The 25,255-nt window shown below is 36.6% G+C and carries 18 protein-coding genes, 1 tRNA gene and 1 pseudogene; 18 read left to right on the top strand and 2 right to left on the bottom strand.

All coding sequences use genetic code 11. The features are described 5' to 3' along the window. The first annotated feature begins 43 nt into the window (after nucleotides 1-43). The 13 genes and pseudogenes from ACECE_RS0211400 (at nucleotide 44) to ACECE_RS0211345 (ending at nucleotide 11,422) form a co-directional block, all read left to right on the top strand. Complete coding sequence (locus ACECE_RS0211400) at nucleotides 44-1,864, top strand: ATP-binding protein (protein ID WP_010681341.1); 1,821 nt, start codon at nucleotides 44-46, stop codon at nucleotides 1,862-1,864. Between the two features lie 104 nt (nucleotides 1,865-1,968). Further along, complete coding sequence (locus ACECE_RS0211395; RefSeq protein WP_010681340.1) at nucleotides 1,969-2,514, top strand: hypothetical protein; 546 nt, start codon at nucleotides 1,969-1,971, stop codon at nucleotides 2,512-2,514. Nucleotides 2,515-2,536: 22 nt separating this feature from the next. Further along, nucleotides 2,537-4,000, top strand: coding sequence for a hypothetical protein (locus tag ACECE_RS0211390; protein ID WP_010681339.1), 1,464 nt, complete (start codon nucleotides 2,537-2,539; stop codon nucleotides 3,998-4,000). Nucleotides 4,001-4,002: 2 nt separating this feature from the next. Continuing rightward, the gene (gene yycI / locus ACECE_RS0211385; RefSeq protein WP_010681338.1) at nucleotides 4,003-4,854 is read left to right on the top strand and encodes a two-component system regulatory protein YycI; all 852 of its coding nucleotides are present in this window, start codon (nucleotides 4,003-4,005) and stop codon (nucleotides 4,852-4,854) included. Between the two features lie 105 nt (nucleotides 4,855-4,959). Then, nucleotides 4,960-6,219 carry a UDP-N-acetylglucosamine 1-carboxyvinyltransferase gene (locus tag ACECE_RS0211380; protein WP_010681337.1) on the top strand — a complete coding sequence of 420 codons (1,260 nt, stop codon included), beginning with the start codon at nucleotides 4,960-4,962 and terminating at the stop codon, nucleotides 6,217-6,219. 111 nt (nucleotides 6,220-6,330) lie between these two features. Then, the gene (locus ACECE_RS0211375; RefSeq protein WP_026073804.1) at nucleotides 6,331-7,122 is read left to right on the top strand and encodes an MBL fold metallo-hydrolase; all 792 of its coding nucleotides are present in this window, start codon (nucleotides 6,331-6,333) and stop codon (nucleotides 7,120-7,122) included. A 9-nt stretch (nucleotides 7,123-7,131) separates the two neighbouring features. Further along, nucleotides 7,132-7,611 (top strand): 23S rRNA (pseudouridine(1915)-N(3))-methyltransferase RlmH, encoded by a 480-nt coding sequence (rlmH, locus tag ACECE_RS0211370; protein WP_010681335.1) that lies wholly within the window; start codon nucleotides 7,132-7,134, stop codon nucleotides 7,609-7,611. Nucleotides 7,612-7,875: 264 nt separating this feature from the next. Continuing rightward, nucleotides 7,876-7,977, top strand: a pseudogene (locus ACECE_RS32600) (hypothetical protein); the annotation flags it as partial. A gap of 72 nt (nucleotides 7,978-8,049) precedes the next feature. Beyond that, entirely contained in the window at nucleotides 8,050-9,219 is a 1,170-nt protein-coding gene (locus ACECE_RS27310; RefSeq protein ID WP_456049009.1) for a radical SAM protein, read from the top strand. After that, the gene (locus tag ACECE_RS0211360; protein WP_010681333.1) at nucleotides 9,216-9,836 is read left to right on the top strand and encodes a methyltransferase family protein; all 621 of its coding nucleotides are present in this window, start codon (nucleotides 9,216-9,218) and stop codon (nucleotides 9,834-9,836) included. The genes ACECE_RS27310 and ACECE_RS0211360 overlap by 4 nt, the downstream gene beginning before the upstream one ends. Nucleotide 9,837: 1 nt before the next feature. Continuing rightward, nucleotides 9,838-10,311, top strand: coding sequence for a DUF4395 family protein (locus ACECE_RS0211355; protein ID WP_010681332.1), 474 nt, complete (start codon nucleotides 9,838-9,840; stop codon nucleotides 10,309-10,311). Nucleotides 10,312-10,325: 14 nt separating this feature from the next. Beyond that, nucleotides 10,326-11,087 (top strand): prolipoprotein diacylglyceryl transferase, encoded by a 762-nt coding sequence (locus ACECE_RS0211350; RefSeq protein ID WP_010681331.1) that lies wholly within the window; start codon nucleotides 10,326-10,328, stop codon nucleotides 11,085-11,087. Continuing rightward, nucleotides 11,084-11,422: a hypothetical protein gene (locus ACECE_RS0211345; RefSeq protein WP_010681330.1), complete on the top strand. Its 339-nt coding sequence runs from the start codon at nucleotides 11,084-11,086 to the stop codon at nucleotides 11,420-11,422. Before ACECE_RS0211350 ends, ACECE_RS0211345 begins: the two co-directional genes overlap by 4 nt. A gap of 105 nt (nucleotides 11,423-11,527) precedes the next feature. Here the strand turns inward: ACECE_RS0211345 and ACECE_RS0211340 are convergent, their stop codons facing one another. Next, on the bottom strand, nucleotides 11,528-12,556 hold the full coding sequence (locus ACECE_RS0211340; protein WP_010681329.1) for a LacI family DNA-binding transcriptional regulator: 1,029 nt from the start codon (nucleotides 12,554-12,556) through the stop codon (nucleotides 11,528-11,530). A gap of 355 nt (nucleotides 12,557-12,911) precedes the next feature. Here ACECE_RS0211340 and ACECE_RS0211335 point away from each other — a divergent pair, with 355 nt between their 5' ends. Both ACECE_RS0211335 and ACECE_RS0211330 read left to right on the top strand, forming a co-directional pair. Continuing rightward, the gene (locus ACECE_RS0211335; RefSeq protein WP_010681328.1) at nucleotides 12,912-14,477 is read left to right on the top strand and encodes a DUF3298 and DUF4163 domain-containing protein; all 1,566 of its coding nucleotides are present in this window, start codon (nucleotides 12,912-12,914) and stop codon (nucleotides 14,475-14,477) included. A gap of 101 nt (nucleotides 14,478-14,578) precedes the next feature. Continuing rightward, nucleotides 14,579-14,669 (top strand) — tRNA-Ser (locus ACECE_RS0211330). Nucleotides 14,670-14,715: 46 nt separating this feature from the next. On the opposite strand, the gene ACECE_RS0211325 is transcribed toward ACECE_RS0211330, so the two are convergent. After that, nucleotides 14,716-15,477, bottom strand: coding sequence for an RDD family protein (locus tag ACECE_RS0211325; protein WP_010681327.1), 762 nt, complete (start codon nucleotides 15,475-15,477; stop codon nucleotides 14,716-14,718). 363 nt (nucleotides 15,478-15,840) lie between these two features. Here ACECE_RS0211325 and ACECE_RS0211320 point away from each other — a divergent pair, with 363 nt between their 5' ends. The 3 genes from ACECE_RS0211320 to ACECE_RS27305 all read left to right on the top strand — a co-directional run. After that, nucleotides 15,841-17,922, top strand: coding sequence for a rhamnogalacturonan lyase family protein (locus ACECE_RS0211320; RefSeq protein WP_010681326.1), 2,082 nt, complete (start codon nucleotides 15,841-15,843; stop codon nucleotides 17,920-17,922). 331 nt (nucleotides 17,923-18,253) lie between these two features. Continuing rightward, nucleotides 18,254-21,925 (top strand): M6 family metalloprotease domain-containing protein, encoded by a 3,672-nt coding sequence (locus tag ACECE_RS0211315; RefSeq protein WP_010681325.1) that lies wholly within the window; start codon nucleotides 18,254-18,256, stop codon nucleotides 21,923-21,925. A gap of 267 nt (nucleotides 21,926-22,192) precedes the next feature. Continuing rightward, a partial coding sequence (locus ACECE_RS27305; RefSeq protein WP_010681324.1) for a M6 family metalloprotease domain-containing protein occupies nucleotides 22,193-25,255 on the top strand: 3,063 nt, incomplete at its 3' end.

Here is a 25,255-nt window from a genome sequence, read left to right as displayed (position 1 = left end):
GCATAAAATATTTTTATTACCATAAAGTTTTGCGAGGGCTGATATGTTTTTTAGGAATCCGCAGTTTTTTAAAAGTTTACAATGGAGACTTGTTGTTATATTTATACTTGTAACAGTTGCTTTAATGACTACAGTGAGTGTTGCATTAAACTATTTTATGGAATCTGCATACTATGAGGATTTTAAAAGCAGAATAGATAATGGGTTTGAGAACTGGGGAATTGGAGACAATCCTACTGCAGAAGAAATAATTGTAGACTTAAAAGATAATTACAATGCAACAAATCTCTTTATGGCGTGGGACTATGTAACTTACACTGTAATTGACAAAAATTCAAATAATGTTTTGTATTCAAGCGACAATCTATTTGGAGAAGATAGTGATAAATTTACTGACGATATTCTTAACTCAAAAAACTTTTTATCTGCTCTTGCAGGGAAAAATGGGAATGTAGGAAAGGCTATTCATAGTAATGACAGGGTTTTTTTTGACTATGCCAGGGAAAAAGGGAAATGCATTTTATATTTCAGATATTATAAGGACCGGTGGGGTGTAGTATTAAATAAGTTTAACAGCATTATTCAGAACGCATTTTTAATTGCCGTTATTTTATCGTTACTTTTGGGATATATGCTATCAAAAACAATTACTGTACCGATAGTTAACCTTATGCACAAAGCTAGAAATATTGCAGAAGGTGATTTTACGCAGGTAGAGGAAGTCAAATCGGATGATGAAATAGGTAAACTGACAAAAACTTTTAATTATATGGCGAAAGAGTTAAAAAAGACTTTAAATGAAATATCAAGAGAAAAGAATAAGATTGAGACTATATTAAACTATATGACAGATGGTGTAATTGCTTTTAACCTAGATGGAGAAGTCGTTCATGCGAATCCAGCATCCAAGCTGATGCTGGGGGTAAATGAATTTAATATGGATTTTAATAAGTTTTCAAATATGTATAATTTAGGCATTACCATAGAAGAGATGCTTTACCTTGAAACATTCAGTACAAAGGAAGCAAGCCTTAGTTTTGATAACAAATATATTCGGGTTTATTTTGCTTTGTCAACAAACGATCAGAATAAAGCAGAAGGCATAATTGCAGTTATGCACGACAATACAGTTCAGCAAAAACTTGATAATATGAGAAGAGAATTTGTTGCCAATGTTTCTCATGAATTAAGAACTCCGTTGACTTCAATTAAAAGTTATTCTGAGACACTAATGGATGGTGCTCTTGAAGATAAGGAGACTGCTTACAGATTTCTCAATGTAATAAATTCTGAAGCTGACAGGATGACAAGGTTGGTTAAAGATCTGCTTCAGCTTTCAAGGCTTGAAAATGAGCAAATGCAGTGGAATATGCAGCCGTTTTGTTTTGAGAGCCTTGTTAGAAGCTCAGTAGAAAAAATTGAATTGTCCGCAAAAGAAAAGAGGCAAGTAATTGAGTGTTTTTCGATAGGAGATAAACCAGAAGTTTATGCGGATAAGGATAGAATTGAGCAAGTAGTGCTGAATGTGCTTACAAATGCAATAAAATATACTCCTGATAAAGGCAAGATTACAGTATATATAGGAAAAATGTATAGTGATGCATATGTAAAAGTAGTTGATTCAGGGATAGGAATTCCTGAAGAAGATATAAAGAGGGTTTTCGAGAGGTTCTACAGGGTTGATAAAGCTCGTTCCCGTGAAATGGGGGGGACCGGGCTTGGTCTTTCCATAGCCAAGGAGATAATTGAAGCTCATAAGGGGAGCATTTCAATTTCAAGCCAACTTGGCAAAGGTACTGAAGTAATAGTTAGATTGCCAATTCACTATGAGAGTGGCATTAAAGAAGATGTAATTGAATCTTAAATGTCATGTAACAATCTTGTAACATATATGATATATAATGTAGATATAAGATAATCAGGATAATATATATGAAGAGTATATATCCTAATAAAGGTGGTAGGAAAATGTACAAGAAAATTACTTACATATTAATGACGATTCTGTTGATAGTTAGTTTTAGTATTACGTCATTTGCCGAGGGCGTTGAAAACCAGAAATTGCTTAAGCAATATACAATTTTAACGGATAAGGCTACTAGCGATACTAATCAGTTCTTAGTTACCATAACTCGTCCTGAAGGTGACGAATCTACTTTCAAAAAATCGTATGTTGTTTGTGGTAATTCTGTAAAGGAAGAAATAAGTGTCATGCTTCTGATTTATGACAATACAACTCACAAGTACAAACCTTTTGCTAATACAGATGGAGATTACATATGGGATATAGGTGAATCGGGAATATTTATGAAAGAAGTAATTCTTCCGAATAAAGGTGCAAATGATGTCAGAATTATTGCTTATAAGAAGAACGAGGCCGATAAACTGGTAAGTAAAACTAATCTTCAGATAAACAGTTTTAAAGTTTCAGTACTTGATAGTGGAATAAAAGAAGCTATAAAGGGTGGATTCTTAAAAATTACAGATATGCTAAACGGTTTATTTAATAAATAAGAAGGTGTCTGCAATTAAACAGATGAGACGGGTTAAAGTTGAAAGATTTAAATTTTATATATTGTTAGTTTTGGTTATTACGAGTTTTATACAGGTAGGTATCCTTTGGAGTTATCAGAATGAAGGGTTACCTACTAATTTTTTATGGAATATTTTTGCAAATGGTGAAAAAAAAGTTCGTATTAATGTAGGGGATTATGTCAAGCCATATAGAATTACCGCTACTGAGGGGTACGATGAGGCTCATTATGTTATTGATGAAAGTCATGAGTATTATGATAAACTTTGGAATGAGGCAGGATACTATATATCAAGCCTATTAGGAGAAAAAAATATTGTTGAGAAGCAGACGTACACTGAAGAGTACTGGGGAGAAGTGGTTGTAAAAAAGAGTTTTGTGTATGAATTCAAAACAAAGATCAGCACAAATATTCTGGGATCATTGTTAAAGATAGACAAGATTTCGAACCATGAATTTGATGGAATATATAAAATGGCTGTGCTCCCTAGAGTAGATTCTAATAATAATATAGGATTATATATTTATGACGGAATTAAGACGTATGAGTTTGTTTTGCCACTTAGACCAAAGGGGTTGAGCAGAGATGATTATAATAATATGCTTACAACGCTTGGTGAAGGCGATGATTCATATAACTATATAGTTATGAACGAATTGATGGGTATCAATAAAACTCCTTATGTTATAAAGCCTGATACTTTGATTCCTCGAGGAAGTAGTTGGGAAGATTTTGACGATATAATAAGTATGGTGCCGCAAGACATAACGAATCTTGGTCCTACAAAGAAAAATGACCTTGAAAATATTGCAACAAAAGTGCTGGGAAGTGACAAAGAAAGGCTTACATGGGGGATTGACATGGATAATTCTATTGTGTTTAGAAACCCAAGTAAAATTTATAAACTTCACAGGGATGGGCTATTGGAATATAGTTATTTGTATCAATTTGACAAGTCTGATAAAGGGAATGAGATAGAGGCTTTAGAAAACGTACTTGAGTTTATTGGCGGAAAAGTAGATTTTGTGAAAGGTGCAGATATTTACCTGTCAGGCGTCAAGGATAACGAAGATGGATATTATACATTTACCTTTGATTATAAAGTTAATAAAAGGCCTGTTTGTTTTTTTAATTATCCTGTGAATACGGGAAAGGAAAGTTTCGTAAATAACGCAATAACTATCAATGCTAATAAGAAAAAAGTACTGAGCTGCTATTGGATTATGAAAGAGTTTTCGTTTGGTAGCAATAGCCTGAAAATAAGAACTTACCCCTATGATCTTCTTGATGATGTTTTTAAAAAGTATGATTATTTAAATTTTGAAAATTTTTCTGTAAAAGATGTAAGCATATCATATGATGCAAAGTGCAGTACGGAAAGTGAACATTTAAAACCTGTCTGGGTGATAGAAACGATAGATGATAAGCACTATGTAGTTGAAATGAAAGAGAAAAAAGGGGACTGATTATGGATTGGGCGAGGGCAAAAAGTATTCTTATTTTTATATTTGTTCTTTTAAATCTTTTTCTTTCTATTATGATGATTAGTTCCTTTAACTCGGATAATGTATCTGATGAAGCTATAAAGAACACTTATAAAGTGCTTGAAGATAGAGGTATTATTGTAAAATGTGATATTCCCGTATATAATAAACAAATAGGTACATTGATCAGCTCTAACACATTGTTGGATAAAGATTTGATCATAAAGGGCTTTTTCGGAGACGAAAAATATACTGAACGAAACTCTAATGAAAGCACAGTAGCGGATTGTGGTAATAGAAAGTTACTAATTAGTAAGGTAAATACGTTTGTGTATAGTAATAGTAACCCTCAGGAAACAATTGATTTTGCAGACTCCAAAAGGGTTCAGAACTATCTTGTAAATCTATTTAAAAGGTTAAATGTCCCATTTGAAAACTTCTACTTTGATAGTATGGAAGATCTGCCAGACAGTAAAAGGAGATATGTTTTCAGGGAAAAAAAGGATGGGTTTTGGCTGTATAGCAATTATGTAGATATAATTATAGCTAAAGATGGAATTACTTATTTAAAATATAATAATAAAAATGTAGATGAAATTACTAAAGGTCAAAAAATAATGCCTGCTTACCAAATACTTATAAAAAATCTTATAAATAATAGCGGTATGGTTATTAAGGAAATTAATATAGGATTTGGCGAGCAAAACATAGGAAAAGACACTAAAGTATTGGATGATCTGCCTGTATGGAGGGTAATACTCCAGAAAGATGAAAAAATAGAGGAAAGATACTTTAAAGTTTATAATGGTGAGGAAGTAAAATTAAACGTTAAATAAATAAGCTAATCAATGAATTTTAGAAGTGTAACTTATTGCGATATAGTAATATAATTAATATGGAATGTTTTGCCGGTTAAAAGAAAATGAGTGGGGGCGTTGTTTTTGGAGAAGTTTGTTATTAGGGGCGGTAGGCCGCTTATGGGGGAAGTAAATATAAGCGGAGCCAAGAATTCTGTAGTGGCTATTATACCTGCTGCTTTATTGGTAGATGGACCCTGTAAAATTGAAAATATTCCTGAGATAAGTGATGTCAGAATTTTAATAGATATTTTAAAAGAGTTGGGCTGTGATGTTGAATTTGACAATAAAGACAGTATGATGATAAATTCTCAGTACGTTAGATCTAGTACTGCTACATATGATATGATAAAGAGTCTTAGAGCATCTTATTATTTGTTGGGTGCGTTACTTGGAAGGTTTAAGAAAGCCGAGGTTGCTTTCCCTGGTGGCTGTGATTTTGGTTTTAGGCCGGTAGATCAGCATATAAAAGGTTTTGAGAAGTTGGGAGCAAAAGTTGAAATAGATCATGGAGTAATAAAGCTTGAGGCAGAAAGGCTTATAGGCAGCCAGATTTTTATGGATGTTGTAAGTGTGGGAGCCACAATAAATATTATGATTGCAGCGGTTAAGGCTGAAGGTACAACTATAATTGAAAATGCTGCGAAAGAGCCGCATGTTGTTGATGTAGCGAACTTTCTTAATGCAATGGGAGCAAATATAAAAGGAGCAGGTACTGATGTTATAAAAATAAAGGGAGTTACTACACTTTCAGGAGGAGCTACTCATTCTGTGATTCCTGACCAGATTGAGGCGGGGACTTTTATGATTGCTGCTGCTGCAACAAAAGGTGATGTGACTATCAGGAATATAATTCCTAAACATTTAGAATCACTTAGCGCAAAACTCATTGAAATGGGTGCTAAAGTAGAAGAAGACGGGGATTGGATTAGAGTTATAGGAACAGAAAAAATACTTAAAGCAAATATTAAGACTCTCCCATATCCGGGGTTTCCTACCGATTTGCACCCACCTGCATCTGTGCTTCTTTGTTTGTCAGATGGAACCAGCACAATTACTGAAGGAATTTGGGATTCCAGGTTTCAGTATGTAGATGAACTAAAGCGTATGGGGGCACAAATAAAAGTAGAGGGAAGAATGGCTGTATTCGATGGAAAACCAAAACTTTCCGGGGCACCCGTTAAAGCCACTGATTTGAGGGCGGGAGCAGCAATGATTATTGCGGGGCTGGTTGCGGAAGGTGAAACTGAAGTATATAATATAAACTACATAGATAGAGGTTATGAGTGTATTGAAGATAAGCTTAGAAGTCTTGGTGCTGATATTGTCAGAGCGACAAAATAAGGAGGAAGGAAGTATTTACATACCACTTTTTCATGGACTTTTTCTAGAAAATAAGGTATGTTTATATTCTACGAGCCCTAATGGCTTCATAAATTAGTCAGGAGATAACAAATGATGAAGTTCTGTAGTTTATATAGTGGAAGTAGTGGAAACTGTCTTTTTGTATCAGACGGGAAAACTAAAATATTGGTTGATTCCGGTTTGAGCGGTAAGAGAATTATAGAAGCGCTTGTTACCATAGGAGAAAATCCTTCGGAAATAAGCGCTGTTTTAGTTTCCCATGAACACAGTGATCACATAAGAGGAGCGGGAATACTTTCCCGTAAGTTTGATATTCCCATTTATGCAAATGAAAATACATGGAATGCTATGGAGCAGGAAATTGGGCCTGTAAATATAAAAAATAAAGTTTGTTTTGATAACTGTGAGGAGTTTGAAATAGGCAATATATTTGTTAAAGCATTTCCAATTCCTCATGATGCAAGTGATCCTGTAGGATTTAACTTTTTTTTGAATAATAAGAAGATTACTACTGCTACAGATATCGGGCATATGACAAATAAGCTTCTGAGCTATTTAATGGGTAGCGATCTTTTGCTAATTGAGTCAAATCATGATGTTGAAATGTTAAAGGTAGGGCCTTACCCATGGCCTCTCAAAAAGAGAATTTTGGGGGATAGTGGGCATTTATCAAATGAAATGGCGGGAAAAGTAGTGGCATACCTGGCTAAGAATGGTACAAAGAAGTTCTTATTGGGCCATTTGAGCCGTGAAAATAATTTCCCGGAGCTTGCATATCAAACAGTTTGCAATGTACTTGGCGAAAATGATATTTGCCCGAGCAAAGACATAATGCTTTCGGTGGCTTTGCGTGACCGTGTTGGAGAAGTAATTGAGGTATAGGAGGAAGTAATGAAGATAACGCTGGTTGTGGTTGGGAAGCTGAAGGAAAAGTATTTGAAAGAAGGTATAAGTGAATACAGTAAGCGGCTTTCAAGGTTTTGTGAACTTCAAATTGTAGAAGTGGATGATGAGCAGGCACCGGAAAATTTAAGTGAAGCTCAGGAAGTGCAGGTAAAAAGGAAGGAAGCTGAGCGTATCTTAAAGAAAGTTAAGGATGGATCGGCTTTGATAGTTTTAGACCTAAAAGGAAAAAAGTTAGACTCTGAGGGATTTGCTGAAAAGCTCAATTCCTTTTTTATTTCTGGCAAATCGCACCTTACATTCGTAATTGGAGGATCGTTGGGATTAGATGATGAAATTATCCAAAAAGCTGATTTCCGGCTGTGTTTATCTGATATGACATTTCCGCACCAACTAGCCAGGCTGATTCTGCTTGAACAGATATTCAGGGGGTTCAAAATATTAAACGGTGAGACATACCATAAGTAAGAATGTTTCTCTACGAGCTAAGAATTAAAATACGTCATATCAAAAAGAGGTAGCGCTTCTGAATAGTTTAGCAATACTAAAAATATAACTTCAGCTATTCCTAAGATTGAAGTTTTTACAAAAAAGAGGTAATATATAGTAAAACTCGAATAATTACAATAACCTTTTTTCAATAAAGGGGTTAATTTTAATAATGAGGTACTATAATTAAAAAATCAAAATGCAGGAGAAAACTCAAATAGAGACTATGTTTTTTACGAATTTACGAATAGCCTATGCCCTGAATGCCTTCAAACAGTTCCTGCAAAGGTGGTATTAAAGGATAAAGAAGTGTATTTGCTTAAGTATTGTTCTACGCATGGGGAACAGTTGGAAATTCTTGAAGAAATAGCGGATTATCACCTAAAAAAAAGGAAGTATGATAAACCGGGAACACGAATGAAGGTACACACAAAGGTAGATAAAGGTTGTCCATTTGATTGCGGAGTATGCCCACAGCATGACCAACATGCTTGTATAGGCTTAATTGAGGTTACAGCAAAATGCAATTTACATTGTCCGTTGTGTTATGCAGATGCAGGGAAAGGGCATTTTTTAGGGCTTGACAAAATTGAAAATATGATGGACTTTTTTCAGGAATCAGAAGGCGGACAGGCGGAAATCCTTCAAATAAGCGGGGGGGAACCAACTCTGCACCCTGAAATTACTGAAATCATAAAGTTGGCAAAAACCAAGAAGTTTAAGTATGTCATGTTAAATACAAATGGTATCAGAATAGCGGAAGATGAGGCGTTTGTGAAGGAATTGGGGCAGTTTGTCGGTGGATTTGAAATATATTTGCAGTTTGATGGTTTTAAGGAATCAACCTATCAAGATTTAAGAGGAGAAAACTTGTTAGAGAAGAAACGAAAAGCAATAGATAACCTTGCCAAATATAAAATTCCAACAACACTGGTAGCTACTATATCTAAAGGGATTAATGATGACGAAGTTGGTCAGATTTTTACTTTCGGTTTAAATCAGCCATATGTAAGGGGAGTTAATTTTCAGCCTGCTGCTTTTTTCGGAAGAACTAACAATGATGTTAAGAAAAACAGAGTTACCCTTTCGGGAGTTCTGAAGCGGTTAGAGAAACAAACGAACGGGATGTTGCAATTTAATGATTTTATACCATTACCTTGCAATGTGGAAAGAGTTGCTATGTCTTACTTGTATAAGACTTCAAAGGGTGGCTTTACTCCCATAACGCGAGATGCAAGAATACAGGACTATATACATTTAATCAATAATACTTTTGCATTTACGATTGAAGATGCTTTAAAAAATGCGGGGAAGAGTATTAAAGATATAAATACAACCTGTAGCTGCTTCAAATTTCTAAATGATTTTAAACATATTGTACCTTTGGACTTTTTTATTAAATCAAAAGAAAAGAAGATGGAGTATATTGATCAGAATACTTTCCGTATTAGTGTTAGTTCTTTTATAGACGCATATAATTTTGATATGAAATCAATGCAAAAGGAATGTGTTCATATTATTACTGAGAATTTGAGGAAAATTCCATTTTCGGCATATAATACAATTCATAGGGAGAAGGAAATATGAGGAACTTTTTGAGCCAGGGAGTATTCCTTATAGTTATACAAGTTGTGATTTGTTTATGTGTGTTTTCATTATTTCTTGCTATATATATAGATTTTGTTTTGTTTTCAAGAAAGGAGAAAGTACAAAAGGAAAAAAAGTCCGTTGTTGAGACAGGAACTATGACACTTTTTTTTCTTTTGTTTTATGGAATTGTGCTAAGTAAGGTAGGCATTATTCCTGTAGGTATAGGTTTTATAAAAGAGTTGTTAATGATAATTGGCACAGTTATGATTGTTGCTGGTTGTATAATTAATATTAGCGGAAGATTTAATTTAGGGAGAAATTGGGCTAACCAGATTAAAATTTATCATGAGCATACATTAATACAGACAGGAATGTATAAATTTGTACGACACCCCTTATATGCTTCTATTATTCTGATGTTTTACGGGGGATGCATGGTATATAGGAATATTTTATCTATAGTGGCGGTATCTGTGGTTTTTGTACCGTTTATGGCTTATCGTGCAAGACAGGAAGAAAAGATGCTTCTGCAAAGATTTCCTGAATATCATAATTACAAGCAAAACACTGGGATGTTTTTCCCTAAAATATTAAAAAGGAGGGAACGAGTTTAAAATGAAGGAATATAAGCCGGTAGAAATACCTAATGGTTCATTTAACTTTTGCAAGTATACTATCTCACTTATGCTTTGGTGCTCATTAGTTCTGCAAAGCAAAGTGATTGTGTTAACCTGTTTTGTTATATTAGTTTTTTCGGCATTAATTAAAGTGAAGAATGCTCCTTTGGTATTTTTGTATACAAATACATTTGATCGTTTTTTTAAATCAAAGAGTATTATCCTTGATGAAAATGCCGTATGGTTTGCTCATACAGTAGGTGCGGTTTTTTCAGGGGCTGCTCTTGTTTTTTTGTATTTCATAAATCCCATTATAGGATGGGTAATTACTGGCATACTTGCAGTACTTAAGACGTCAGGGGCGTTAGGTTTTTGTGGTGCAATGAAACTATATGGATGTTTAAATAATCCTAATGGTCAATGTTGTAGAGTCGGTAAAAAGATAAAGAATTGTAACGTGTCTAAGGAGTAGAAAGGGAAGCAAGCATGGAAACTGAAACAATGGGGTTAAAACCTGTACTTTTTTACATTGGTGGAATTCCTGTTGAAGCGTATCCTGTTTTTATGCTATTAGCATTGATTACAGGATTTGTAATTTTTAAAACTCAATTAAGAAGGGATAATATAAGGAAATCCAACGCCCTGTATATTGCTATTTTTGCGATTGCCGGAGGTGCAATTGGCTCGAAATTACCAATTATATTTATGTACTGGAATGAACTGAATTCCACGCCAAACTCTATTAAGGTGCTATTATCAGGCAGAACTATTGTAGGAGGACTAATTGGAGGTGCAGTTGGTACATTTTTAGCCAAGAAAATGTTCAGGATAACAGAGAGAATGGGAAATCAGATTGCTATTCCTGTAGCTGCAGGTATGGCTGTCGGGCGCTTAGGATGTCTCTTTAGAGGATGTTGCTATGGACAGCCGACAAATCTACCTTGGGGTATGGATTTTGGAGATCATATAACAAGGCATCCCACACAAATTTATGAAATGATATTTGATATATTATTAGTGTTCTTTTTGAGGTGGAAAAAGAACAAAGGTGTCGAACCTGGAGAACTTTTTAAAATATTCTTAAATTGTTACTTGAGTTTTAGGTTTTTATTGGAATTTATACGTGTAGAGAAGATTTCGCTGATAGGTTTAACAGATTTTCAATTACTTTGTGTGATAAGTCTGATATATATAAACCGTCATTTTATTTTTAAATTCCTTAATGGAAAGGTGGTACGAGATGTATGAATGATTTTCAAGAAGGTCCTGACATTTTTAATGCAGATTCCGATAATAATAGGTCTGCAGGTGCTAAAAAACCCAATGTTTTTTTGGATATACTTATGGGTGTGGGAATATCAGCAATAACCTATTTTTTAGGACGGCTAATTCCCTTAACAAAGTTTCCTAGTACTATTATAGCACTGATTTATTTTATTTTATTAGGAGCTTTTGTGTTTTTAACGGTAAAGTTCTTTAGAACAATGCATACAGCGGCTGCTATAACCATGTTAGTATCGGTATCACCTTTTATTTTTAGTTTATTGCTTATTGGGGCTTGTTCAATAATGTTTGGATTTTGATTTAAGGCATGAAAAGTATGATAATTTTAATCAATATTAAATAGGAACAACAATTTGAGAATTGAGAAGATGAATTTTACATCTTCTCTTTTTTAAGAAGTATTATTACAATTTTTTTGTTGAGCTTCTTTCAATAAAAGTAGATGGTAAAAGTATTTTTTCCGATAGTGTATCTATATTATTTATTCTTGCAATTAAACTTCGTACAGACCGTTGCCCCATGATTTCTTTTGAAATATGCATGGTAGTTAGTTCTGGAGTAATATTATTTGAAGATTCAATGTTGTCAAAACCTACAATGGAAATATCATCTGGAACCGATATATTCATGGATTTTAAAGCGGTAATAACGGTAATTGCTTCGCGGTCATTACAGCAAACAAACGCTGTTGGCAGCTCAGGAAGTTCTTTCAACTCTTCAACTACTCTTCCTAGACCTTCATTTACAAGTATAGAAGGACATTTATCAGTTATGGATAAAGAGTCATTCAAGGGTATGGAATATTTTTTGAGGGCTTTGGTAAACCCCTGATATCTGTCAGAAAAGCTGCTGGATATAGATATATCACCAATGAAGCCTATTTTTTTATGGCCAAGTTTAATTAGATGTTCTGTCAATACGCAAGCACCAGAAATGTTATCTGTGAGCACGTAATTACATGCTAAATCATCGAAATAATGGTCAATTATTACAAGGGGCAGATTAAATTTCATAATTGAGTGTAGTGTTTTTCTTGATATCCTGCCAAGAGTAATAATACCAGATATAATACCTTCTTTTACACTGAGAGGAGTTTCAAATTCTTCTGTATTCTCATCGTAACAATATATAATAGTGTTTAAATTGTTCTTTTTTGCCTCTGCCTCTACACCGTATTGTATATATGAAAAGAAATCTTCAGATTTATGTGTGTCTCTGGAGAAAATCAGACAGATATTTTTATAGGATGTCTCGTTAGACTTATAATCAACAAAACTTTTTTTATATTCATAGCCTAATTGTTTGGCAGTATCAAATATAAGCTTGCGTGTCTGATCGTTAATACCAGGCATATTGCGCAGAGCAAGAGATACTGTATTTTTAGACATACCTATTTTTTTTGCGATATCTTCCATTGTTATTTTCTTCGACATAACATCCTCCAGAGTAAACTTATGGTGTATAGATTATACCATAATATAAGCCCATTGTGTAATATTATTTTTCATTAATGTATTTGTGTCTTATTACACAGCCTATTGGCTTCAAATCGCCAAATATATCAATTTACAGAGATTAGGGCAAAAAACACCAAATATATGACAGAATATTGCACTAAAGAAATGTAGAATAGCTTTGCTACTGAGTCATTATTATGGCATAATATTATTATGCAATAAGTCAATCCTGAACTTTAATTATAATTAACTATTTTTTCTAAAGGGAGGTGGGGTGAAATATAATTTTTTTGCCCATAATGTAAGTTTATTTTATTGAGGAGGTAGATTAATGAAAAGATTAGTAGTTGCTCTATTATTGTTGACATTTGTATTTAGTGGTTGTTCAGGAGCAAAGCAGGGAAACAAAGGAGCTGAAGGAACACCTGCACCAGCACCCTTGGTAATTGATGAGTCAAAGTTAAATAATGATTATGTTATTGAGGAAATAAAGGAAGACAATACTAAAGAAGGATTAGAATCAATTATTAAATATCCAAAAGTATCTAATATGTGTGATAAGGCTCTTGAAGAAAGAGTAAATGGAGCATTTAAAGCAAGGATTGATAAATATAAAGAAGTTGCTTCAATGATGGGCGATGTAGCAGGTGATACAGCTTCAGGAGCAAGTGATGTAAAGATTCAACAAGTATTAAATGTTTCCTATGAAGTTGCTTTTAGGTCAAAATACACACTAAGTATTAAGTTAATATTGGAAAACTATGTTGTAAATCTGGAAGAACCAGATGAATACTTTGAGGCAATCAACTTCAATTTGAGAAATGGAACCCAGTTTGAATTGGCAGACCTGGTTAAAAATAAGGACAAGCTTACTCCACTACTTACTAAAAAGGTTAAAGAATCAGGTAAGGCACTTCAAAAAGAAATCACAGCTTTGGAAGATAATCAGGGTTTTTACATCAAGGAAAACGGCTTGGTACTATACTTCCAAACAATTCCTTACACTACAGCTAATGTTGGTCCTCTAGAGTTTGAAATACCATATGATGAAATAAAAGATATGGTAAAAGACCAAAAGATATGGGAAAAGGAACCTGCAAGTACATCAATGAATGAATATAATAATACTATAAATGAAAAAACAAGGCCTCTCGAGGCCTTGTCTTTTATAGATGGGAAGGTTAAGAATGTTAACAAGGAAGAAGCTACGACAATGATTTTGAGCTTTGAAGAAATACAGTCAAGATATTTGAGTATATATGAGGATAGCTTAATGGAAGAAAGTGTTCAGAGTGAGTTGTCAAAAACCTTTGAATATAACTTTGATCGAAATAAGATAGGGGATATTAAGGATGAAAAAGTCAGATCCCTTGTAAAGGAAATATTAGATGGAGGCTACAGCATTGTAAGTGATGAAGGTTCATATACACCTATCCAAAATTATCAGGTGTTGGAAAAATATACAGGTAATTTGCAGGATGAAGTAAAGGAGTACATTGTTTATAAAGCTGCGGAATCGAAAAGAATGAACGAAATGGGCAATGGAGGTTCAACTTCATGGAGCGAACTGGCGCAAAGCATAATTACTATTGAAAACTACCTGGGTAAATATCCTAATTCTATTAAGGAATCTGAAATGACAAGTGATTACCAGTATTATTTTCATGCCTATCTTTTCGGTTTTGATAATAGTCCTGCTTTCAGCTATGAGACAAATAAAATTGATGAAAAGCTTTTAAATAGCTATCGGCAATTCGTAGCAGATAATAAGACAAGTGAAACAGCTAAGATTTTGGAACAATATGTTGCGATAATTGAAAAGAACAACAATACGCTTTGCGAAGAAATTGAGAACTATAGAAAGGCTATAACTGAGGATCCGGACGTTTCACAGTAGATATGGAAAAAAATATCTCACTTTTAAGTGTTATATTTCATTGACAAGGTATATTATCTGTTGTACAATATTATAGCGGTTTGAATTTAATATGTTTTTGTGGAGAGATGGCTGAGCTGGTCTAAGGCGCACGACTGGAAATCGTGTGACGGTTAACCCCGTCCGAGAGTTCGAATCTCTCTCTCTCCGCCAAAGAGAAGACTTTCAGATATGATTTGAAAGTCTTTTTCTTATTGATTTAGAGTTTTTGAGTATAATATAATGTGAAATCCTGTACATAATTTTTGATATCGGGATAAGAATATGAAAGCAAACTTAAATTAAGAATAATCGAAAAAACCAATACTAAAATACCAACTAAGGAAGCTGTTTCATTTGATTTAGCAGGGTCGATTACGGGTGAACCATAAATTTCTTCTGCCAAAGCTTTTTGTTCACTATACATTCTCAAGCCTCTGCTTGTCATTTCTTCAAAAAATTCGTTAAGAGACATGTGGGGAGTAGTACCACGGTTTGAAGTATTTACAGTAATTACGTATGTATTTGCTAATTTGTCATGTAGTGTTTGCTTTGTATGGGTACAAGCTGAAATTAAAAAGGCAATAAAAGTAAGGGGAAAAACTAAGGTTGCTATGACTTTTAGCAATGATCTGGTGAAAACTTTAAAAAAGTTGACTTTATTGCCACAAGCAACTTCCAAACGTAGGATTAACTTGCCGGGAGTTGCAGATAATTTTGAGCTCAAGAAAATAATTTCATATATCAGAAATAATAAACCATACGACAAAAAGAACAATGCTATGTAATAAGCTTGTCCGTTTAATATATTAACCAATATTCCTTTTGAAAAAACTGTGCGTAATTCTTGTAATGCTGCGTTAAGTGTATTATTGGTATCAAGTACTTTAGTAAGTAGAAGAATTCCTGAATTAATTCCGCATACTATCATAATATCAAAACAGTATGCCCAAAACCTTCTGAATAACTTACTGATATTCATATCTAATCCCCATTTTCACAATATAAAAATAGAATTAATTGAAAGCACAACTTATAGTGCGAATGAAATGTCGCTCTACCTATATTATAACAGATAATTGTGAAGAACGCTATATTAAAACCGCCTATTTTTACTGAATTTGTAAAAAAAATTTCAGGATATAATATAACTTAATTAAATAAATGGTCTTATGTGGTACAAACTAAAAAAATAATGATATATTTTCATGCTGGAAATAATTCTTAATCTATTTAAGTTTATAAAAAAAATGTATAATTAAAATAGAAATGTACCCACAAAAATAATTAGTATATATTCATATTTAATAAACAATTTAAATTTATAAAAGGGGGATTAGTATTGATGAAGAAGACAGTAGTATTCTTGATTGTGTTTGGAATGATTATGAGCTTATTACCAAACATTGGATTATCTGCAGATACTGTGATTTCAACAAAGTATGGTGATCTCAATGGAGATAACAATGTAAATTCAATTGATTTTGCATTGATGAGATCCTATCTTATGGGGACAAGTCCCAGTTTCCCTGCTTCTAACGGCAATGCAGCTGGTGATGTTAATGCAGATAATGCAGTTAACTCAATTGATTTTGCCTACATGAGAAGTTACCTGTTAGGGTTTATTTCTCAGTTCCCAGCAGGTACAACACTTCCTGTAACTTTTACACCTACGCCAACAAAAACACAAGTGCAAACACCTACACCTATACAGACACCAGCAGCAGGCGCAAGACAGATGGAAAATCTGGACAGAGGGTTAGTTGCAGTAAAAGTAAGCAACGGAGTTTTTGTTAGCTGGCGAATGTTGGGGACTGACCCTTCCAGCATTGCATTCAATTTATATCGTAATGGAACCAAAGTAAACTCTTCACCTATTACAGGCGCAACAAATTATGTGGATACAAGCGGAAGTACAAGCTCAACATATATGGTTAGTCCGGTTATAAATGGACAGGAACAGACTTCATCAAAAACAGCAAACGTTTTGAGTCAGGAGTATTTACAAGTACCTATTTCTGCACCAGCAAGCGGGTATGTTGCAGGCGATTGCAGCACCGGTGATTTGGACGGTGACGGACAATATGAGATCGTGGTAAAATGGGAAGGAGTGACTCAGGATAATGCAAACTCAGGAGTTACTGATCCAACATATCTGGAGGGGTACACTTTATCAGGCAAAAAGATGTGGACAATAAACCTCGGAAAAAATATTCGTAGCGGTGCACATTATACTCAGTTCCAGGTTTACGATTTAGATGGTGATGGAAAATCAGAAGTTGCATGTAAGACAGCAGATGGAACTATAGATGGAAAAGGCACTGTTATAGGTAATGCGAGTGCAAATTATGTCAACTCAAGTGGATACATATTATCAGGACCGGAATATCTTACTGTATTCAGCGGGGAGACAGGCGCTGTGCTTGCAACTGTAGACTATGTACCTGCAAGAGGAACTGTTTCTGACTGGGGTGACAAGTACGGTAATAGAGTAGACCGTTTCAAGGCATGTGTGGCTTATCTTGATGGACAACGTCCAAGTCTTGTTATGCAACGTGGATACTATACAAGAATGGTACTTGCAGCATGGGATTTCAGAAACGGAAAACTCACCCAAAGATGGATATTTGACAGCAATGACAGTGGTAATTCTTCGTGGGCAGGACAAGGTAACCATAACCTCAGTGTAGGAGATGTTGATGGTGACGGCTGTGATGAAATCCTGCAGGGAACATCTGCTATTGATCACAATGGCAAGGGCTTGTGGCAAACAGGTTTAGGCCATGGAGATGCAATGCATTTTGGTGATCTTGATCCAAATAGATCTGGTTTGGAGGTATGGTCAGCTCTTGAAGGATCAAAGGGGGCAGTCTTATTAGATGCAAAAACGGGGACTCAAATATTCAGGTATACTCATACAGCCGACTGTGGTAGAGCTTGTTCAGGTGACATTCTTGCATCTTCTCCTGGAGAAGAACTGTGGGCGGCAGGATCACCACTATATAGCTCTACAGGAACGAATCTTGGTACAGCTCCTACTCAAAAGAATTTTGCAATATGGTGGGATGGAGATGAACTACGCGAGATTTTAGACGGTACAACAATATATAAATATAATAATGGTACATTGCTTTCAGCTAGTGGATGTACTTCATGCAATGGTACAAAAGCCACGCCGTGTTTACAGGCAGATATATTTGGAGACTGGAGAGAAGAAGTAATATTTGCAACATCTGATAATACTGCTTTACGTATCTACACAACTACAGCCATTACAACCCGCAGAATTTATACATTAATGCATGACCCGATTTACAGGATGGGTATAGCATGGCAGAACACAGCGTATAATCAGCCTCCTCACACTGGATTCTTCTTAGGCAATGGAATGGCAGAACCACCAACACCGAATATTTACCTTAAATAGATAGTTAAATATGGAGTAAAGTAGCATAATTATAATAAAAGTTTTCAGTACTATATAGAAGCGTAAAATATTTTGAGGGAAAAGTTTGTTTCTTAACAGGCTTTTCCCTCAAAATATTTATAAAAGTAAAAATATTTCTAATGATGTACTTTGGCACTTTATAAACAAGTAGCATTTACTATTAAATTTATAATTGATGATTGTCATTTCAATAGCATGAGAATCATCGGTATTTGCCAAAAAAAGCAATGACATTAAGCTGTGAACTCATGACATATGACCTGTATTTTTTAGTATAGAATGATAGGTAATAAATAAAGGGAGGAATTATATGTATAAGAAACCATTAAAAATTACCTGCTCATTCATCTTTCTGTGTGCAGCGCTTCTTGCGATTTCAATGGCTGCATATGCTATGCCTGCATGCGAGGATTGGCAAACATCCGTCCAACCTGATGGAGAAAAATTTCAATACAGGCAGCACGGAGATGAGAATTTCAATTGGGTTGAATCGGAAACTGGTGAAGCCATTGAAAAAGGACAGGACGGCTGTTGGTATTTTAATGAACTGAAGGATAACAAGCTTCAGAAGAGTTCGGTAAAGTATTCAAAGAAGCTGTCAAAGAAGGGATACCTAAAATCAGGAGATGTATTACGTTGGAAAAAAGGTCTTCCTCTGACAGGTAAAAACGATACATCCGCATCTCTTCAGGCAACGCAGACTGGTCAAACGACTGGATCTTCTTCTACAGCTGGTGACATAGCTGCTACATCAGCTACTACCACAACAGCCAGTACATCTGCCAGTACAGCAGCTTTAACTACTACAACCTTTACAACTCATCCGACTGCCGCACCTAATCAGAAATTACTGGTTGTCTTGGTCAGCTTCAATGACAGGGCCTTAACCTACACGGATGCGCAGTGGAATAGTCAGTTTTTCGGGACCTCTGGCGGTACATTCAGAAATTACTATGACGAAAACTCAGGAGGAAAGGCTATTTTCGGACCTGTCGCAGAGACAAGCGGCACTGCCAATGACGGCGTTGTAAGGGTAAGTTTAAATAGGAACCATCCTGGAACAGCAGGAAAAGGGGACATTATGGAGCAGATTGATGTACTGATTCCTGAAATTATGAGCAGTGTAGACTCTTCAGTTAATTTTGCTGCCTTAGATACAAACGGAGACTCACAGCTTTCTCCAACCGAGCTCTGTACGGCTATTATTATTGCCGGCTATGAGCAAAGTATGAACAGAGATATCTATCCTACCGTATGGGGACACAGAGCCGGTGTGAAGTCACCGAGAAAGACCTACGATGGTGTCCAAATACTCGGTTCTTCATATGGCATTGAAGGTGAAATACACGTCAACCATATGGCGACAGTGGGAATTTTCTGCCATGAGATAGGACACGTTTTAGGACTGCCCGACTTATATGACCTTGACGAATCTTCTCACGGCGTGGGAATCCACAGTCTTATGGGTTCTGGCGGAAATATCTGCTTATCCGGACAATATGCCGGACAAACTCCAGCACATATGGATGCATATTGCAAAACACTTTTAAAATATACCATGCCGCAAATCGCAAACAGGGCAGGCCAGTATCAGGTCAACAGCTTTAACCATTCCACCGGATACAAAGTGCTGCGAATAAACACTTCCGATCCCAACCAGTACTTTTTGATTGAAAACAGAGAATTTAACGGTTTTGATGCTTCACTTAGCGGTTTTTGCAACTACGGAGGTATAGCCGTATGGCATATAGACGAAAGTGTAAGCAATAATAATAACGAAGAGCATAAGATGGTGGATCTAGAGGAAGCCAACGGCTCTACAGAGTTAGATCTTCATATAATTTCTCCTGGAGATTACAACCATTACTATGCGTCTGGCAGTGGATATACCCTCTTTAATTCAACAACCACCCCAGATAGCAAACTTTATGATGGAAGTTATACTCAATTTCAGCTAAATGTAACCAGTGCATCAGGAAATAGTATGAATGTCCAGGCCTCGGGTTCCGAGATATATTACGATGTCCAGAATACCGTTGCTCCTGTAATTAACTCCTTTACTGCAAGTGCAAAAGTTATACGCGGTGGAAGCGTTAATGTGAAGGCCGTTATAACTGATTATTCCACTATCAGCAACGTCACTTTTAACATCAATAGAGTTGGTCTTACCGGAAATTTTGATATTGACGGAGTATATGCCGGAAACAATACATGGGAAATAACTGTCAATCCTAATGATTACGAGGTTGGAGAAGGAGATTTTAAGTTCGGTTTATTAGTAAAAAATAGTGCAGGTAAAACTACTCGCTGGACAGGCTGTCCTGTTGTTGTAACGGTAGACAATGATGCAACCAATGTCAATCTTGCCCTTAATAAGACTGCAACAGTAAGCAGTCAGCTTTCCAACGAACCAGCAGCTAATGCAGTCAATGGTACAACATATGCGGATACATCGAGTATCCACGATAAATGGTGTACAGGACAGGGTGCAGGGAACAATTCCTGGCTTAAGCTTGATCTTGGCAGTATTATGACAGTAAACCGCTGGAAAGTAGTCCACGAAAAAGGCTCAGGTAGCCCTTGTACAGGCTATTATACCAGTGCCTTCCGCCTGCAGATAAGCAGCGACGGTGTGAATAACTGGACTGATGTAGACGTGGTAACAGGAAATACACTCGGAGTTACCGACCGGTTTGTAACCCCTTTCCGAGCAAGATATGTAAGACTTTATATCAACACTGCAGATCTAGACAATTGTGCAAGAATCTATGAGTTTCAGTTGTTTAATGATCCTACAACCGGAATTGCTGCGGATTTCGACGGACGAAACGCTGCACAGGCAAGTGGATTCACCCGCGTAATGGGCACACCTTACAGCAGCAATATATATTTAAGAGAAAGTGTATATGGATATTCAAGCGGTCTTTATCCTGAATGCAGCATCAAGACCAATGAATCCTACCACAGCGGCAATACCGCACTGATGCTTGCAGGTTACGACAGTGCAAACTACAATTCGTATTCTTATTTTACCGCTTACGATGATTTGAATATAAATGTAACAGCTAATACCACTTTATCTTATTGGATCATGCCGCAGAACCAAAACGGAAGGTATATAGGTGTGGACCTTGAATTCGACAACGGTTTATGCTTAAGGCAGTATTTTGATGCAATAGACCAAAACGGAAACTCCATGCATCCTGATAGTGGACGTGGTACAGTAGGAAGCTGGAATTTCATCAAATGCAATCTCGGACAGTGGTGCAACGGCCTAACTATTAAGAAGATTTTGGTAGCATATGACCAACCGACTTCAATCGGACAGTTTAAAGGTTATATTGATGATATAGTCATTCAGGAGGAGTATCCTACAAAGTATAACGGTATCAGTTATGATTTCGAAGGTCAGAACCTGTCACGTCCGAATGGTTATTTAAAGGTTCCCGGCACACCTGATTATTCTAATACAATAGCATACAGCTCAAATGTTACAGGCTTTACAAGCGGCACAACTCCAACTTGCAGTTTAACATTCAATCAGTCATATCATGGTGGAAACGGTGCTTTACTGGCAGCAGGAACAGACAATTATCAATATAGTTCCTACTGCTACTGTACAGTCTATGACAATGTCAACCTTACAGTAACAGCAAACACAACACTTTCCTACTGGATTCTTCCGGTAAACCAAAACGGAAGATATGTAGGTGTCGATCTGCAATTTACCGACGGTACCAACCTGAGACAATTTGGTGCTGTTGATTATAACGGAGTCAGCATGCATCCCAACGGAGGAATATATGCTGGCAACCCAGGTTCCGGTGGACGTGGAGAGGTTGGTCAATGGAACTTTATAACTTCAAAAATCGGACAGTGGTGCGAAGGCAAGGTCATCAAAAAAATAATGGTGGCCTATGACCAACCGGCTTCAACCGGACAGTATAAAGCATACGTTGATGATATCATTATTAAAAAATAGACTATAATTATTAGAAATCCCGGGACCTGATGGTCTCGGGATTTTTATACTACAGCTTCATCCAGTTTTTGTACAATTTTTTCTAATATGTTTTTCTGAATATTCATGACTTCGTCATAGTCCCATTTCAATTGATGATTGTCACTCCGATATCATGAGCATCATCAGTATTGCCAAAAAAGCAATGACATTAAGCTGTGAACTCATGACATATGACCTATATTTTTTAGTATAGAATGATAGGTAATAAATAAAGGGAGGAATTATATGTATAAGAAACCATTAAAAATTACCTGCTCATTCATCTTTCTGTGTGCAGCGCTTCTTGCGATTTCAATGGCTGCATATGCAATGCCTGCATGCGAGGATTGGCAAACATCCGTCCAACCTAATGGAGAAAAATTTCAATACAGGCAACACGGAGATGAGAATTTCAATTGGGTTGAATCGGAAACTGGTGAAGCCATTGAAAAAGGACAGGACGGCTGTTGGTATTTTAATGAACTGAAGGATAACAAGCTTCAGAAGAGTTCGGTAAAGTATTCAAAGAAGCTGTCAAAGAAGGGATACCTAAAATCAGGAGATGTATTACGTTGGAAAAAAGGTCTTCCTCTGACAGGTAAAAACGATACATCCGCATCTCTTCAGGCAACGCAGACTGGTCAAACCACTGGATCTTCTTCTACAGCTGGTGCCATAGCTGCTACATCAGCTACTACCACAACAGCCAGTACATCTGCCAGTACAGCAGCTTTAACTACTACAACCTTTACAACTCATCCAAATGCGGTACCTAATCAGAAATTACTGGTTGTCCTGGTCAGCTTCAATGACAGGGCCTTAACCTACACGGATGCGCAGTGGAATAGTCAGTTTTTCGGGACCTCTGGCGCTACATTCAGAAATTACTATGACGAAAACTCGGGAGGAAAGGCTATTTTCGGACCTGTCGCAGAGACTAGCGGCACTGCCAATGATGGTGTTGTAAGGGTAAGTTTAAATAGGAACCATCCTGGAACTGCTGATAAAGGGAAAATTAGTAATCAGATTGATGCACTGATTCCTGAAATTATGAGCAGTGTAAATTCTTCAGTTAATTTTGCTGTCTTAGATACAAACGGAGACTCCATGCTTTCTCCAACCGAGCTCTGTACGGCTATTATTATTGCTGGCTATGAGCAAAGTATGGGCCAAACCTATCCTGCCGTATGGGCACATAGAGCCATGGCATCGACACAGACCCTCGATGGTGTCAAAATACCCGGATCTTCATATGGAATTGAAGGCGAAATACACGTCAACTATATGGCAACATTGGGAGTTTTCTGCCATGAGATAGGACACGTTTTAGGACTGCCCGACTTATATGACCTTGACGGATCTTCTTACGGCGTAGGAATCCACAGTCTTATGGGTACTGGCCCTCATAACTGCTTAGCCGGACAATATGCCGGACAAACTCCAGCACATATGGATGCATATTGCAAAACTCTTTTAAAGTATGCCGTGCCACAAATCGCAAACAGGGCAGGCCAGTATCAGGTTAACAGCTTTAACCATTCCACCGGATACAAAGTGCTGCGAATAAACACTGCCAACCCCAAGCAGTACTTTTTGATTGAAAACAGAGAATTCAATGGTTTTGATGCTTCGCTTAGCTCCTATTCCAACTACGGAGGTATCGCCGTATGGCATATAGACGAAAGTGTAAGCGATAATAATAACGAAGAGCATAAGATGGTGGATCTAGAGGAAGCCAACGGCTCTACAGAGTTAGATTTTTATATAATTTCTCCTGGAGATTACAACTATTACTATGCGTCTGGCAGCGGATATACTCTCTTTAATTCAACAACCACGCCGGATAGCAGGCTTTATGACGGAAGTTATACTGACTTTCAGCTAAATGTATCCAGTGCATCAGGAAACAGTATGAATGTCCAGACCTCTGATTCTGAGATATACTGCGATGTACAGAGTAGCCCTGCAATAAACTCCTTTACTGCAAGTTCAAAAGTTATTCGGGGCGGAAGCGTCAATGTTAAGGCCGTCATAACTGATTATTCCACTATCAGCAAGGTCACTTTCAGAATGAGCAAAGTCGGTCTTACCAACTCTACCGATATTAATGGAGTATATGCGGGAAACAATACGTGGGAAATCACTGTCAACCCAAATGATTATCAGCAAGGTGAAGGAGATTTTAAGTTCGGTTTGTTAGTAGAAAATAGTGCAGGTAAAATCACCCAGTGGACAAGCTATCCCGTTGTTGTAACGGTAGACAATGATGCACCCAATGTCAATCTTGCCCTAAATAAGACTGCAACAGCAAGCAGTCAGCTTTCCAACGAACCAGCAGCAAATGCAGTCAATGGTACAACATATGCGGATACATCGAGTATCCACGATAAATGGTGTACAGGACAGGGTGCAGGGAACAATTCCTGGCTTAAGCTTGATCTTGGCAGTATTATGACAGTAAACCGCTGGAAAGTAGTCCACGAAAAAGGCTCAGGTAGCCCTTGTACAGGCTATTATACCAGTGCCTTCCGCCTGCAGATAAGCAGCGACGGTGTGAATAACTGGACTGATGTAGACGTGGTAACAGGAAATACACTCGGAGTTACCGACCGGTTTGTAACCCCTTTCCGTGCAAGATATGTAAGACTTTATATCAACACTGCAGATATAGACAATTGTGCAAGAATCTATGAGTTTCAGTTGTTTAATGATCCTACAACCGGGATTGCTGCTGATTTCGACGGACGAAACGCTGCACAGGCAAGTGGATTCACCCGCGTAATGGGCACACCTTACAGCAGCAATATATATTTAAGAGAAAGTGTATATGGATATTCAAGCGGTCTTTATCCTGAATGCAGCATCAAGACCAATGAATCCTACCACAGCGGCAATACCGCACTGATGCTTGCAGGTTACGACAGTGCAAACTACAATTCGTATTCTTATTTTACCGCTTACGATGATTTGAATATAAATGTAACAGCTAATACCACTTTATCTTATTGGATAATGCCACAGGACCAAAACGGAAGGTATATAGGTGTGGACCTTGAATTCGACAACGGTTTATGCTTAAGGCAGTATTTTGATGCAATAGACCAAAACGGAAACTCCATGCATCCTGATAGCGGACGTGGTACAGTAGGAAGCTGGAATTTCATCAAATGCAATCTCGGACAGTGGTGCAACGGCCTAACTATTAAGAAGATTTTGGTAGCATATGACCAACCGACTTCAATCGGACAGTTTAAAGGTTATATTGATGATATAGTCATTCAGGAGGAGTATCCTACAAAGTATATCGGT

Origin of the sequence: Acetivibrio cellulolyticus CD2, from assembly GCF_000179595.2 — a bacterium.
Taxonomy (GTDB): domain Bacteria; phylum Bacillota; class Clostridia; order Acetivibrionales; family Acetivibrionaceae; genus Acetivibrio; species Acetivibrio cellulolyticus.
Note: the sequence above shows the minus strand (reverse complement) of the source record. Positions and strands in the feature narration are given on the sequence as shown.

Excerpts from the sequence above, each read along its gene's own strand:
- ACECE_RS0211400 (WP_010681341.1), top strand. The coding sequence starts at position 44 with ATGTTTTTTAGGAATCCGCAGTTTTTTAAAAGTTTACAATGGAGACTT.
- ACECE_RS0211395 (WP_010681340.1), top strand. The coding sequence starts at position 1,969 with ATGTACAAGAAAATTACTTACATATTAATGACGATTCTGTTGATAGTT.
- ACECE_RS0211390 (WP_010681339.1), top strand. The coding sequence starts at position 2,537 with ATGAGACGGGTTAAAGTTGAAAGATTTAAATTTTATATATTGTTAGTT.
- yycI (WP_010681338.1), top strand. The coding sequence starts at position 4,003 with ATGGATTGGGCGAGGGCAAAAAGTATTCTTATTTTTATATTTGTTCTT.
- ACECE_RS0211375 (WP_026073804.1), top strand. The coding sequence starts at position 6,331 with ATGATGAAGTTCTGTAGTTTATATAGTGGAAGTAGTGGAAACTGTCTT.
- rlmH (WP_010681335.1), top strand. The coding sequence starts at position 7,132 with ATGAAGATAACGCTGGTTGTGGTTGGGAAGCTGAAGGAAAAGTATTTG.
- ACECE_RS27310 (WP_456049009.1), top strand. The coding sequence starts at position 8,050 with ATGAAGGTACACACAAAGGTAGATAAAGGTTGTCCATTTGATTGCGGA.
- ACECE_RS0211360 (WP_010681333.1), top strand. The coding sequence starts at position 9,216 with ATGAGGAACTTTTTGAGCCAGGGAGTATTCCTTATAGTTATACAAGTT.
- ACECE_RS0211355 (WP_010681332.1), top strand. The coding sequence starts at position 9,838 with ATGAAGGAATATAAGCCGGTAGAAATACCTAATGGTTCATTTAACTTT.
- ACECE_RS0211350 (WP_010681331.1), top strand. The coding sequence starts at position 10,326 with ATGGAAACTGAAACAATGGGGTTAAAACCTGTACTTTTTTACATTGGT.
- ACECE_RS0211345 (WP_010681330.1), top strand. The coding sequence starts at position 11,084 with ATGAATGATTTTCAAGAAGGTCCTGACATTTTTAATGCAGATTCCGAT.
- ACECE_RS0211340 (WP_010681329.1), bottom strand. The coding sequence starts at position 12,556 with ATGTCGAAGAAAATAACAATGGAAGATATCGCAAAAAAAATAGGTATG.
- ACECE_RS0211335 (WP_010681328.1), top strand. The coding sequence starts at position 12,912 with ATGAAAAGATTAGTAGTTGCTCTATTATTGTTGACATTTGTATTTAGT.
- ACECE_RS0211325 (WP_010681327.1), bottom strand. The coding sequence starts at position 15,477 with ATGAATATCAGTAAGTTATTCAGAAGGTTTTGGGCATACTGTTTTGAT.
- ACECE_RS0211320 (WP_010681326.1), top strand. The coding sequence starts at position 15,841 with ATGAAGAAGACAGTAGTATTCTTGATTGTGTTTGGAATGATTATGAGC.
- ACECE_RS0211315 (WP_010681325.1), top strand. The coding sequence starts at position 18,254 with ATGTATAAGAAACCATTAAAAATTACCTGCTCATTCATCTTTCTGTGT.